Raw genomic sequence first — 14835 nt, 5'->3', positions numbered from 1 at the left:
AATTGACGGAGAATCTGTATAGTTCATCGAAATGAATCTAAAGTTACTTTTTTAAGATGGTTTGTCGGGTTGTTCAATATTTAATAGGGCTTCTAGTTCTTCTAATTCTTGGGTAATGGATGATATTTCGGTTAATGCGGGTGTTTCTTCTAATTGCAAACCTTTATCAATAATATACTGAGATAGGGCTTTAATTGTAGGATATTCAAAGATAGCTGTCGCGGGAATTGTTAGACCAAGGTTGGCTTCTAGACGATTTCTTAATTCTACAGACATCAAAGAGTCTAACCCAAGGTCAAAAAATCCTTGCTGTGGGTGGGGAAGTTTCGCGCTTGGAAGTCCTAAAACTTTGGCGACTTCTGTCTGTAAGTAAGTGATGAGAAATGCTTGACGCTCATTACCACGTTTTCCGATGATTTGTTGCAGAATATCGGATTGCTGTTTCGGCTGTAACTGGTTTATTTCACTAAAATCAGCGTAAAAAGGAGTTTTTAGCGGATATTTTGTCCAATTAATCGGAATTACGCCCACCTGTGCCACTGCTTCGGACATTAACTGTTCTAAGATATTGAGTCCTTGTTCGGGGGAAATCGCGCCTATACCTTGGAAACTGACTTGTTTACTCGCTGCTGCTCCGATTTCTGACCACGCTCCCCAATTGATACTCATGGCTGGTAATGCGATCGACTGTCTGTAATGCGCTAAACTATCAAGAAAACGATTAGCCGCGACGTGGTTTCCTTGTCCTGGTGAACCGAGTAACGAAGCTGCCGAAGAGAATAAAACAAAGCAGTCTAGCGGTAAATTTAATGTTAGTGTATGAAGATTCCAGGCGCCTTGAACTTTCGGAGTCATAACCGTTTCAAATCGTGACCAGTTCATATGTTCTAGCACCCCATCGTCTAGTATTCCTGCTGCATGAATCACTCCGCGCAATGGTGGTAAGCTGTCTTTAATTTCTGCTAAAACCTGTATCAGTTGTTCTGGTTGAGACACATCAGCTTGTCTAACAATAATCTTCGCTCCCTTTTGTTCAAGTTCGGCTAACTGTTCAGAATTAGCGTCACGACGACTGACTAAGACTAAATGACGTACTCCCTTTTCGATGAGCCAACGAGCCACGAGTAACCCTAAACCCCCCAAACCACCTGTAATCAGATAAGTATCTCTGTACTTAAATTCGTGATGTGGTGTGATCACAATTTTACCGATGTGTTGACCTAAACTCATCCGACGAAAAGCAGTAGAACTTTCCGAAATGGGATAGGTTTTATAGGGTAAGGGTTTTAGGGTTTTTTCTTGAAACTGTTGTACCAATTGCATGAGCATTGATTGAACAAATTGGGGTTCTTTTTGGGCGACTGTCATTAAATCCACTAAAAAATACTCGACATTGGGCTTTAATTGATGAACCTGTTCAGTTGTCCAAATATCTCGTTTTCCAATTTCGATAAAACGTCCTTTTTCTGATAAAACCGAGAGACTTTTCGGGATAAATTCCCCCGATAAGGAATTTAGAACAATATCTACTCCTTTTCCCTGGGTGATTTTTTGAATAATTGAAGCAAAATCAAGGGAACGAGAATTCATGAGGTGTTGTACCCCCATTTTCCTTAGAGCATCCCATTTTTTCGGACTGGCTGTAGCAAATACTTCGGCTCCTGCTTTTTGGGCTATCTGTACTACTGCCATTCCCGTTCCAGATGCTGCGGCATGGATTAAAATACGATCGCCCCGTGATATCTTAGCGATATGATGGAGTGCGTAATAAGCCGTTAAAAAATTTGCAGGTATTGTTGTCGCTTCGGCAAAACACAAGAATTCAGGTTTAGGAACGACCATCGCCCGATTAACGGTCACATATTGGCTTAAACTCGATGGTGCTAAGGCTATCACCGCATCACCCGCTTTTATTCCTTTAACCTCTTTTCCTACCGTTACAACTTCTCCAGCACATTCGACTCCAAACCCATCACGTTCAAAAGAAAGTAAACCCAAAGCATCCAAAACATCGATAAAATTAAGTCCAGTTGCTTGAATTTTGATTTCGACTTCATCCCCATTCGGTAGACGACGTGTAATAGGTTCTAACTGTAAGTTGTCTAAGATTCCGCGTTGAGATGTAGTCAAGCCGACTGGTTTGTTTGTATTATTTTGAGGAGAATAACGTGTTAGTCTCGCTACCTGACGTATTGAATTGCGAAAAGTAATTTGCTCCTCTTGATTTTGAGAAGATATTTCAGTAAATAAAAGCTGTACCTGTTCATCTAAACTCGCATCTACATCTAAATCAATGCGTTTACAATTAATATTTGGATATTCTAAGGCGATTACTTTTCCTAGTCCCCAGATGGGAGATTGTGCGACAGAAATCGGTTTATCGGTTCCAGTTGCGATCGCACCTCTAGTAATTAAGTATAAAGAATTGATGGAACTAAAAGACTGAACTAAATTGAGAAGACTACTACAATTAATTTGATTGGTTAGCTGAAGTGTTTCTAAATCTAAATTTTGGGATTCTGGAGTGTCTAAACCCCATAAATAAGAAATTTTTAGCGGGATATCCTGAAAAACTTCTGCAAGTCGCCTAAAATCATTAATATCGGTTGGATTAATTTGATATTCTTGTTCAGATATTTTTTGATACTGCTTACCGCCAAAAATGATCATGCAGTGATTACCATGCGAGCGTAATTTTTCAGCTAATTGTTGAGATATCCCGTTTTGATCCGCAAAAATAAGCCAAGTTTGTGATTTTTGAGCAATAATGACCGCTTGTTGTGAGTCGGAGGATAAAGTAACAGAATGTATAAACCTTTGATTTTCTAAAAGTTTGATCCACTGATTCGCTGAAATTAAAGGATAAGAAGAACGAATCTCTGTATCACTAAATTTCCACCAACCCTCAGTTAACCCAAAAATGAGATCAAACCATCGAAGCGGTTGGGTTCCTTCTAATAAAACGAGCATTCCCTCAGATGAAAGCAACTGATAAATATGTTTTAGAGTCTGTCGTAAATCTCGTGTTGCGTGTAGAACATTAGCAGCAATAATCAAGTCATATTGTTCCACTCCAAAACCTTGAACTTTTGGATCTCGTTCAATATCCAAAACCTCATAGGTGACAAAAGAATAATCCTTAAATTTATCCTGTGCTTTAGTGGTAAATAAAGGAGAAACATCAGTAAAGCAATATTCGGTTTGCTCAGGTTTTAGGTGAGGTAGAAGATAAGAAGTTGTACCACCTGTTCCTGCGCCGATTTCTAAAATCCTAACTTTTTGACCTGATGGGATTTTTTCGAGTGCTAAAGTTATGTTTTTTTGCATGATTAAATTCATTACCTTAGCACCTGTTGAGTCTTGGTAGAGGCTAGTCAGCTTCGTTAAATCGCCTTCAGGAAATAATAAATTTTTCGGTTCACATTCTCCTTTTAATACTTTAGCTAAATGTGAACCACAACGGTCAAGTAAGGTTAATTCAGTTGTCGCTATTGGATAGTCGTTCAGTAAAGATTCTAGAGAAATAAGTGAAGGGCTAGGCATTTTAATGACTTGCCATTGCTGTTCATTTTTTTGTAAAATTCTTTCTTCAGATAGCATCTGTAATAAACGCTCAAATAATCTAAAGTGTTGACTAACAATTCCTAAAGTTTCTGCAATTTCTGAAGTTGTAAAAGTTTGCTCAAGCTGAAACTTCCATCCCATCTCATGAACTGCATTTAAAACATATTCAATACTTAATTTTTCAAGTTTTTCTAAAATGACTTGATAAGATTGTAATGAATCAATTAAAGATTGACACTCTGGTTCTAAGGAAGATTGAATAACTTCAGGTTTTAGGAAATAATGAGGAGCAAGATAAGAATTTTCTAACTGTGCTTGGGTTCGCCATTCAATCCTATATAAACAATCTAACTCTGCTTTTGCTTGAATTGGTTTTAATTCCAATCCTTCAATTTTGATAAGAGTTTGTCCAGTTGTGGTAAAAATTGTTAAATCAACTTTTTTAGAGTCTTGTATTACTGCATAACTCCAAACTTCAGTAATATTAGGAGGAATTGAATAAACCGTTAAGCTTTCGATTCCTACAGGTAAATAAGTTTGTTCTACATCATGTTTAAAAGTTGCACCAATCACCTGTAAACAAGCATCAAGTAACACAGGATGAAAGAAATAATCAGAAACTAAATTTTCAGGTAACTTAATTTTTCCTAATGCTGTTTTTTGGAGTTGCCAAAGTTGAATAATTGCTCGAAAATTTTTACCATAATCAAGCCCATTAAGTTTAAATTGTTCATAATAATCATTAATCTTAACGGAGTGTGTACAGTTTTTTTTGATATCTTCTAAATGAATATTCTCTCTTGCTTGTTTCTCAGATACAATTTTCCCAGAAGCATGAAGTAACCAATGATTAGACTGTGGTTCTGAACTATAAATCTCAAAATTCTGTTCAGCAGAAAAAATCAATTGTATGGTTTTATTCTTTTCTAAAAATAAAGGCTGTTGAATTTGAAAATTCTCAATTACAAGCGTATCAGTTTCATTAAGGATTTTCGCGGCTGCTATTCCCATTTCTAGATAGCCTGCCATCGGAAAAACAATATTACCTAAAATTCGATGCTCTAATAAAAAAGGAAATGTCTCTAAATCTAGAACATTCTCAAAATAAACACTATTTAATTTAGCCAGATTTAGTTTTTGTCCCAAAAGCGGATGAACAGAATTAGTTGTATTTAAACGTGTTTCTTGACGAGAAGGTTTAAACCAATAAGCTTGACGTTCAAACGGGTAATTGGGTAAATTTAGACGACGACGCGGATAGTTTTTATCAAATTCTAACCAGTTGATTTTAACCCCATGAACCGATAGATTAGCTAAACTCAATAATAAGGTTTGCCAGTCCTTTTGTCCTTGTCGTAAACTCGGTAACCACAAGTAGGATTGATGATTGTCAGTTTCTAAAATCGGGCGTGCCATCCCCAAAAGCGTCGATTTAGCTCCAATTTCCAGAAAAATATCACAATCTTTTAAATAATTAATTCCATCAGCAAATCTGACACTTTGACGAATATGACGACACCAATAGCTAGAGTTCGCAATTTCGTCAGTTACAACCGTTCCCGTTAAATTGGAAATCATTTTCAGTCTCGGTAAGGAATAATTAATCTGTTGCGCGACCTTTTCAAAGTCATTTAAGATAGGTTCCATTAAAGGAGAATGGAAAGCATGAGAAACGGCGAGTTTTTTTGTTTTGATTCCTTGTTCTTCTAAAACCTGAATAATGTCTTTTATCGCTTGCTGTTCTCCCGATATCACCGTATTTTCTAAACCATTCAAGGCGGCTATAGAAACGTGTTTTTGATAAGCTTGAATCAAAGACTCAATTTGTTTTTCTGAAGCAGCAATAGCAACCATTTCGCCATTTTTCGGTAATGCTTGCATCAAACGAGCGCGAGTCACAATTAATTTTAGTCCATCTTCTAGGCTAAAAACACCAGCAACACAAGCTGCAACATATTCTCCTACACTATGACCCATAACATAATCTGGTTGAATTCCCCAAGAAATCCAAAGCTGATACAATGCGTATTCGAGAGCAAATAAAGCGGGTTGGGTGTATGCGGTTTCATCCAGTAGAGACGTGTCATGTTCCGTCTGTAATGGATAAAGAATCTCTAATAAAGGTTTCTCTAAATAAGGTTGTAAGATTTCGGCACAGTAATCTAAGGTTTTTCTAAATAGGGGTTGAGTTTGATAGAGTTCCTCCCCCATTCTCAGATATTGTGAACCTTGTCCAGTAAAAAGAAAAGCAATTTTAGGAGACTCGGAATCCTCAACAATCCCCTGAAAAACCCCTGTAAATTCTTGTTTTTCCCGAAAAGCCATCAATTTCTCGGCAAGTTCAGCAGTCGAAGCAGCAACCAAACTCAAACGATGTGAAAAATGCGCTCGACCTGTATTGGCACTAAAACAAAGATCCCCTAAATTAAGATCAAGATGGGCGGCTAATTGGTCTTGATAGCCTTGTACAAGTTGCTCTAAAGTAATACTACTTTTTGCTGAAATTGTCAATAGGTGTAGGGGACGTTCTTGAAAAATGTCATTAGGTTCTACGGGTGGCACATTTTCTAAAATAATGTGAGCATTTGTACCACTAAACCCAAAAGAACTGACCCCTGCGAACCGTTCATCTGTTAGCCAGGGAGTAATTTTAGTCGGAATAGAAATCGGTAACGCATCCCAATCAATATAAGGATTAGGGGTTTGGAAATGAAGATGAGGGGGGATTTTTTGATGTTGCAAAGATAAGACTACTTTTATTAAACCCGCTATCCCTGCTGCTGCTTCTAGATGCCCGAAGTTGGTTTTCACCGAGCCAACGAGTAAAGGTGAATCAAAAGTCCGATTTTTGCCAAATACAGTCCCTAAAGCCCCAATTTCAATCGGATCTCCTAAAGCGGTTCCAGTGCCGTGTGCTTCGATATAACTCACCTGTTGGGGGGACACATTGGCATTTTCTAAAGCTTGTCTAATCACGGCTTGCTGAGAGGGGCCATTCGGAACTGTTAAACCGCTACTACGTCCATCCTGATTCATCGCTGAACCCCGAATCACCGCTAAAATTTGATCCCCATCTGTACGAGCATCCGCTAATCTTTTTAGTACAATTGTACCACATCCTTCGGCGCGAACAAAGCCATCAGCCGCCGCATCAAAGGTTTTACACCGTCCATCAGCCGCTAACATATGAGCTTGACAGAAATTAATGCTAAATTCGGGCGAAAGAATGCGATTAACCCCCCCTACAAGAGCTAGATTACATTCTCTATTCCGTAAGCTTGTCACCGCTAAATGTACCGCCACCAGAGAGGAAGAACAAGCTGTATCAACCGCTAAACTAGGGCCAATCAGTCCCAAACTAAACGATAAACGTCCCGCACCCACACTATGAGAATTCCCAGTTGCCAGATAAGCATCAATATCTTTGACATTTCGAGTGAGTAACTGTTGGGAATAATCATTACTACTCATGCCAATAAACACACCTGTCAGACTACCTATCAGCGTTTGCGGAACAATTCCCGCATTTTCTAGAGCTTCCCAACTGACTTCTAATAATAAACGTTGTTGGGGGTCAAGACTTTCGGCTTCTCGTGGTGAAATGCCAAAAAACTGAGGGTCAAATTCGGCTAACTGTTCAATAAACCCACCATGACGTGTATACATTTTACCCGCTTGATTCGGTTTAGGATCATAATATTCTTCGATATCCCACCGATTTTTAGGTACTTCCGTAATCGCGTTTTTTCCCTCTTTTAATAATTGCCAAAAAGCATCAGGATTATCGGCTTGTGGGAAACGACAACCCATACCAATAATTGCAATCGGCTCCGTTTTTGACCCTTCTAAGTCTTTGAGCTTGGCCCGCATTTCCCGAAGTTCTAATAAGGCATTTTGCATTAAAGACCGATAATCTGGTGTTTGGCTCATCGTTGTTTCCCCTGTTCGATTTCTAATAATTCCTGTGCGAGTAAGTCTGCAATATCATCCTCAGACAAGCTGGCTAAATCTGTTTTTTCCTCTGAAACTGGAGTGATTTCTAATACTTCTTGGGCGAGATAATTCACCAAAGCTTCAACATTAGGATAATCAAACGCAACAGTCGCAGATAAAGTTACCCCTAAAGTATTTTGTAATTTGTTTTTAAACTCCACTGAAGTTAAAGAATCCATCCCTAAATCAAAAAAGCCTTTCTGCATATTGATTTCCTGTGGGCTAAACCCAAGGACTTGAGCAATTTGTGAGCGTACATGAGTCGCTAAAAAGGCTCTTTGTTCCTCTGCGGGTGTAGATAAGAGTTGATGGAATAAGTCCGATGATTCTTTTTGAATGTTTATCCTCTGTTTATCCCAAAAATCAGCAAAAAATGGAGCTTGACTTGGAAAAAGTGACCAATCAATCGGAACTACACCCACCTGTGCTGTGGATTGATTCATTAACTGCTCAAAAATCGCTAACCCTGCTTCTGGCGAAATCGCTCCTATCCCCTGAAAATTGGCTTGTTTTCTCGCTGCTGCTCCAATTTCTGACCATACCCCCCAATTAATACTCATAGCTGGTAATCCGAGAGACTGTCTGTAATGGGCTAGACTATCGAGAAATGTATTCGCCGTGACGTGATTTCCTTGCCCTGGTGAACCCAATAACGCAGTTGCCGAAGAAAAGAGAACAAAACAATCAAGAGATTGGTCTAAAGTCAGTGTATGAAGATGCCATGCGCCCTGTACTTTCGGTGCCATCACCCTTTCAAAGCGCGACCAGTTCATCTGTTCTAATACACCATCATCGAGTATTCCTGCTGCATGAATCACCCCGCGCAATGGTGGTAAACTGTCTTTAATTTCTGCACAAATGGTTTGAAGTTGTTCACTTTGGGTAACATCAGCTTGTCTGACTAAAATCTGGGCTTCGAGTTGGTTAAATTCTTCTAATTGTTTAGCCGTCGCCCCACTGCGACTGACTAAAACTAAGTGACGTACCCCTTTTTCAATCAGCCAACGAGCGACAAGTAACCCTAAACCCCCTAAACCGCCAGTGATTAGATAAGTTCCTCTGTACTCAAATTTACGATTTTGTGTGATGACGATTTTACCGATATGTTGCCCTAAACTCATCCGACGAAAAGCGGTAACGATGTCTGAGGTGGGATAGGTTTGATAGGGTAAAGGTTTTAGTGTTTTTTCTTGAAACTGTTGAGTTAGATTTTTGAGCAATGATTGGATAAACTGGGGGTCTTTTTGGCACAGTTCCATCATATCCACCACAAAATAAGAGGCATTGGGTTTAATTTCACTAATTTGGCTCGTTTTTAAACCACTTTTCCCAATTTCGATAAAATAACCCGTATCCTTGAGAACAGAAAGACTTTTTGTAATAAATTCTCCCGATAAGGAATTTAGAACAATATCTACGCCTTTTCCCTGGGTGATTTGTTGAATTTTTTCAGTAAAATCAAGGGTACGCGAATTCATCAGGTGTTGTACCCCCATTTTCCTGAGAGTATCCCATTTTTTTGGACTAGCTGTAGCAAATACTTCGGCTCCTGCTTTTTGGGCTATTTGTACTGCTGCCATTCCCACACCCCCTGCTGCTGCATGAATTAGCACAGCATCCCCTTTTTTAATCTTGGCTAAATGGTGTAGGCTGTAATAAGCCGTCAGAAAAGCCACTGGAAGGGTAGCTGCTTCGTTAAAATTCAAGTTTTCAGGTTTTGGGGCAACTAAAAGCGCGTTAACGGTGACATAATGACTAAAGCTATTAGAAGCAATCGCAATCACAGATTGACCGACTTTTAAATCTTTAACCCCTTCTCCGACGGCAACAATTTCACCGACACATTCACAACCTAACGCCCCCGCATCACCAGGATACAAGTCCAAAGCATTTAAAACATCTCTGAAATTGAGTCCAGTCGCATAAATATAAATCTCAACTTCTCCCGCTTTGGGAATACTTCGCTTTATCGGTTGCCATTGTAGATTTTCCAGTGTTCCCCGTTGAGTTATGGTTAACTGTACTGCTTCATCTGTCGAAACGTTTTGAGAATAACGCGCTAGTCTAGCAACATAACGATTAGTATCCCGAAAAGCAACTTGATTTTCTTGAGTATTGGCTAGAATTTCATTGAGTAAGATTTGTACTTGTTCATCTAAACTCGCTTCTAAATCTAAATCAATTTGCTTACAATTGATATTAGGATATTCGAGAGCGATCGCTTTTCCCATTCCCCAGACTGAAGATTGTACAATTCCCGAAACTGTGTCATTTTTTTCGAGAGCGACGGCATCTCTTGTTACTAGCCACAAATTACAGGGATTTGCTAAAGATTGAATCAGTGATAAAAGACTTTCAACCAGTTTTTGAGAACTATCGGCTAATGTTTGTCCATTCAAACTTTCTGCTACGGGTGTATCCAATCCCCACAAGTAAAGAATATTCTGACTGGGTTGTTCTTGGAATAAAACTTTAAAATTATCCAATTTATCATCAGCATAAACCAGATGACATATATCCCCTTGTGCTTCCAATAACTGAGTTAATTTTGTAGCCACTCCTTGAGAATCGGCAAAAATCAACCAATTTCTTTTGTCATCTTTTTGAGCAATAATCACACTTTGTTGATTAAGCCAATCCTCTTGATAAGTAAGTGCTACAGCTTGTTGAAAGCCACTAGAATTTAATAATTCTTGCCACTGTTGAGCAGAAATCAAAGGATAAGAAGGTCTAATCTCAGTATCTTTAAATCGCCACCAACCCTCAGTTAATCCAAAAATAAGATCTAGCCAACGTAAAGGACGAGTCCCTTCTAATAAAATTAGTTGACCTTTGGCGGATAATAATTGTTGAATATGTAATAGTGTGTTTTGTAAATCTTGTGTAGCGTGTAAAACATTTGCAGCAATTATTAAATCATATTCTTGTAAATTAAAACCTTGTAATTTTGGTTCTTTTTCAATATCCAACAATTGATACTTGACGAACGAATAATCTTTAAACTTTTCTGCGGCTTTAGTGGTAAATAAAGGTGAAATATCCGTAAAAACATATTCAGTCGATTTTGCATCAAGATTCGGTAGTACATAAGCTGTTGTTCCTCCTGTACCCGCACCAATTTCTAATATTTTAATCGTTTCTTCTTTCGGTTTATTCTCTAATGCTTTACTCATCACTTTTTGGATGAGAGTATTCATCAATTTAGCACCAAGAGAATTTTGATATAATTCGGTAGCACTACTGAGATCACCTTGAGGGAAAATTAATTCAATTGGATCACATTTTCCTTGTAAAACTTTTGCTAAATGTAAACCGCAACGAGCTAAAAGTGTAAACTCTGGAGAATGCTCAATATCATCTAATAAAACTTTTTTCGGTAACTGAATCACTTCCCAATCATCTTTTATTTTTTGTAGAATCCCCTCTTCTGCTAAAATTTCCAACAAACGATTAAACAATCTTTGATGACGTTGAATAATTCCTAACTGTTGAATTAACTCGGAAGTTGTAAAACGTGTTTTAAGTTGAAATTCTAATCCAATTTGTGCCAAAGCATCCAGAATATAATTAACACTGATCGCTTCTAAATTCGATAGAAGTTTTTGATAATCTTTTAACTCAAATTGGCTTGCTAGATCAGGTTTTAAACTACCATAAATCGCTTCAGGTGTCAAGAGATAATTAGAGGATTGGACTAGATTTTGTCGTCGCCATTCAATCTGATAAAGCCAATTTTGTAAATCATTTTGCGATGAATGAACTAAACTAAGTTGTAACCCTTCTAGGATAGCAATAACTGTGCCATCTGATGATAAAAGTTGAATATCAATAATCGGATTAGGATGAAGCGATCGTACTTTAGCATCAGCATAAAATTGTCTTACATTTTCAGGATGATTATCATAAATAAAACCATCTAAACCAACGGGTAAATAGGTCTTCTGTATGTTATCATGAATTAAACTTGCTCCTGCTACTTGTAAACAAGCATCTAAAAGAATCGGATGAAACTGATAGCTATCATCCGTCTCTAATAACTCGATTTGTCCGAGTGCTTGCCCTTTATCAATCCATAAATTCTGGATAACTTGAAAGTTTTTTCCGTAATAAATGCCGATTTCTCGATACTGTTGATAATGAGTTTTAGCATCAATTAATTGTGATGGTTTTTCTAAATTAATCTTACTCTGAGATAAAAGAAAACTTTCACTGCTAATTGTTCCCTTAGCGTGTAAAGTCCAGTTACTTTCCTCTGATGCTAAACTATAAATCTCAAAACAATAATCTTGCTCGGTTTCTGGAATTAACTTTAATTGAACAGTTTTATGTGAATCAGATAATGCTAAAGCTTGTGAAATAGAAATCGACTTTAAAGAAATTGATGAATCACCGAAAAGTTTAGAACCTGCTGCTAATGCCATTTCTATATAGCCAGCCGCAGGAAAAATAACTTGCTCAAAAACACAATGATCTTTTAGAAAAAAGGGTGAATCTTGACTGAGATAACTTTCAAAATGAAACGTTTTAGAACCAGCTAAATTTAATTTTTGCCCCAATAAAGGATGTTCTTGTGTAATTCTTATTTGTTTAGGAAATTCAAGCCAATATTTTTGTTTCTCAAAGGGATAAGTCGGTAAAGAAATTCGTTGACGCGGATAATCTTGATCAAAGGCTGACCAATTGATGCTCACACCCCTAACCGACAAATTCGCTAAACTAGATAGTAAAGTTGGCCAGTCTTCTAAAGAACGTAAACTAGGTAACCACAGATTAGATGTTTGCTGTTCTGATGCTAAAGCGAGGCTACCCATTCCCAATAAAATCGGTTTTGGCCCAATTTCGAGAAAAATATCACATCTTTCTTTTGCTACTGTATTCATACTTTGAGCAAATTTCACAGGATGACAAACGTGATGACACCAGTATTCAGGTGTAGCAATTTCATCCGTCGCTATTTCACCCGTAAGATTAGAAATGAGGGGTATTTGTGGCGATGAATAACGAATACTTTGAGCAATTTCTAAAAAATTCTCTAACATGGGCTGCATCAAAGGAGAATGAAACCCATGAGACACCTTGAGTCGAGTTGTTTTAATTCCTTGTTGCTCAAAATCCCTAATAACTTGCTCTATTGCTTGTTTTTGCCCAGAAATAACGGTATTTGCTGAATGATTAATCGCTGCAATCACAATCGCTGGCTGATAGGATTGAATGACTTCTTGTACTCTCTCAAAAGAAGCCATCACCGCAACCATCGCCCCATCTTGCGGTAATTCTTGCATCAAACGACCCCGATGAGCAATCAGTTTTAAACCATCTTCTAAACTAAAAACACCTGCAACACACGCAGCGACATATTCCCCGACACTATGCCCCATAACGACTGATGGAGTCACCCCCCAGGTAAGCCATAATTGAGCAAGAGCATATTGCAGCGCAAATAAGGCAGGTTGTGTATAAACCGTTTGATCTATATGTTCTGTTTCTAAAACTTCTATTAAAGATATATCCAAATAAGGATCTAAAATTTCTGCACACTGATCTAAAACTTTTTTAAAAGTGGGTTGAGTTTCGTATAACTGTCGTCCCATTCCAAGATACTGTGATCCTTGCCCCGTAAACAAAAAAGCAATTGAAGGCTGTTGTCGTGATACAGTGTCTTTAATAACATCACCCGTTTTCAGCTTTAAAAGCAGTTGATCTATATTTGAGGCAACCACCGCTAAACGATGTTCAAAATGCGATCGTCCTGTATTAGCGGTATAACAAAGATCAGCCAGTTGTACATCAGAACTCAAAAAATTCTGATAACGTTGACTCAATTCTTGTAAAGCGGGTTCACTTTTTGCAGAAAGCGTCAGAAGATGAAGAGGACGATCAATAAAGGGTTTTTGTTCCGTTGTTGGGGCTTCGGCTAAAATGAGATGAACATTAGTACCACTCATGCCAAAAGAACTAATACCCGCTATTCTTCGATCTTCAGTGGGCCAAACTGTTAATTCAGTAGGAACAACGATCGGTAGTTTTTGCCAAGGAATATAGGGATTTGGTTCTTTAAAATGAAGATGGGCAGGTATATGCTGATGTTGCATTGATAGGACAACTTTCATCAGACTAGCTACTCCTGCTGCTGCTTCTAAATGTCCAAAATTTGTTTTAACTGAACCGATCTTAAACGGGTTGTCTAGGGTTCTACCTTCACTTAGAACTTTTCCTAAAGCGAGTATCTCGATAGGATCGCCTAATGGGGTTCCAGTACCGTGAGTTTCTACATATTGAACTTGTTTGGGTTTAATCCTAGCATTGGATAACGCTTGACGAATGACCGCTTCTTGGGCGGAACCATTGGGGGCCGTTAACCCATTACTTTGACCATCGTGGTTAACCGCAGAACCTAAAATAATCGAAAGGATCTGATCTTGATTGGCCACTGCATCGGATAATCGTTTTAGGACAACAATACCGCATCCTTCCCCCCGTCCATAACCATCGGCTGAGGCATCAAAGGTTTTACACCGTCCATCAACGGATAGGGCTTTTAGTTTACAAAACCCGATCATCGGTTCTGGAGATAGCATTAAATTAACGCCACCTGCTAACGCTAAATGACATTCTTTAGTCCGCAAACTCTGACAGGCTAAGTGAACAGCTAACAAAGAAGATGAACAGGTTGTATCGAGTTGAATAACAGGCCCCTGTAAACCGAAGACATAGGCAATACGTCCTACTGTGATACTACGAGTGTTCCCTAAACTGCTATAGGCATCGATCCGAGTTGGATCACCAGAATTAATACTTCGTTTCGCATAGTCATCAAAACCGATACCAATAAAAACACCCGTTTGCGATCCTTTTAATTGTTCGATAGACTGTCCCGCGTGTTCTAATGCAGTGTAACTAACCTCTAGCAGTAAACTCGCTTGAGGATCAAGGCTTTGGGCTTCTCGTGGCGAAATTCCAAAAAACTGAGGATCGAACTGATCGACATCTTCAATAAACCCACCAGATCGAGTATACATTTTTCCTTTGGCTTCAGGATTACGATCGTAATAGGCTTCCACATTCCAGCGTTGTTGAGGAATTTCGGCGATCGCATCAACCCCCTGAGACAACAAATGCCAATAAGCGTCAGGATCATTCGCCCCCCCTGGAAAACGGCAGCCCATCCCGACGATCGCAATGGGTTCGTTGGTTTGCTGTTCAACCGCTTCTAGTTGTTGACGGGCTTGTTTGAGGGCGTTTAACAGGCGTTGTGAGGTGGAAAGTTGATCACTCATA

The 14835-nt window shown here is 38.7% G+C and carries 2 protein-coding genes; both read right to left on the bottom strand.

Annotation, left to right across the window (positions count from 1 at the left end; genetic code table 11):
• Positions 1-51 precede the first annotated feature (51 nt).
• The gene (locus tag C7H19_RS10590; RefSeq protein ID WP_106456849.1) at positions 52-7494 is read right to left on the bottom strand and encodes a type I polyketide synthase; all 7443 of its coding nucleotides are present in this window, start codon (positions 7492-7494) and stop codon (positions 52-54) included.
• Positions 7491-14834, bottom strand: coding sequence for a type I polyketide synthase (locus C7H19_RS10585; RefSeq protein ID WP_106456848.1), 7344 nt, complete (start codon positions 14832-14834; stop codon positions 7491-7493). The genes C7H19_RS10590 and C7H19_RS10585 overlap by 4 nt, the downstream gene beginning before the upstream one ends.
• Position 14835 lies beyond the last annotated feature (1 nt).

Source organism: Aphanothece hegewaldii CCALA 016 (assembly GCF_003007785.1).
Taxonomy (GTDB): domain Bacteria; phylum Cyanobacteriota; class Cyanobacteriia; order Cyanobacteriales; family Microcystaceae; genus Chroococcus; species Chroococcus hegewaldii.
Note: the sequence above shows the minus strand (reverse complement) of the source record. Positions and strands in the feature narration are given on the sequence as shown.

What these genes read in the sequence shown, in the direction of transcription:
- C7H19_RS10590 (WP_106456849.1), bottom strand. Translation starts at nt 7,494, where the DNA reads ATGAGCCAAACACCAGATTATCGGTCTTTAATGCAAAATGCCTTATTA.
- C7H19_RS10585 (WP_106456848.1), bottom strand. Translation starts at nt 14,834, where the DNA reads ATGAGTGATCAACTTTCCACCTCACAACGCCTGTTAAACGCCCTCAAA.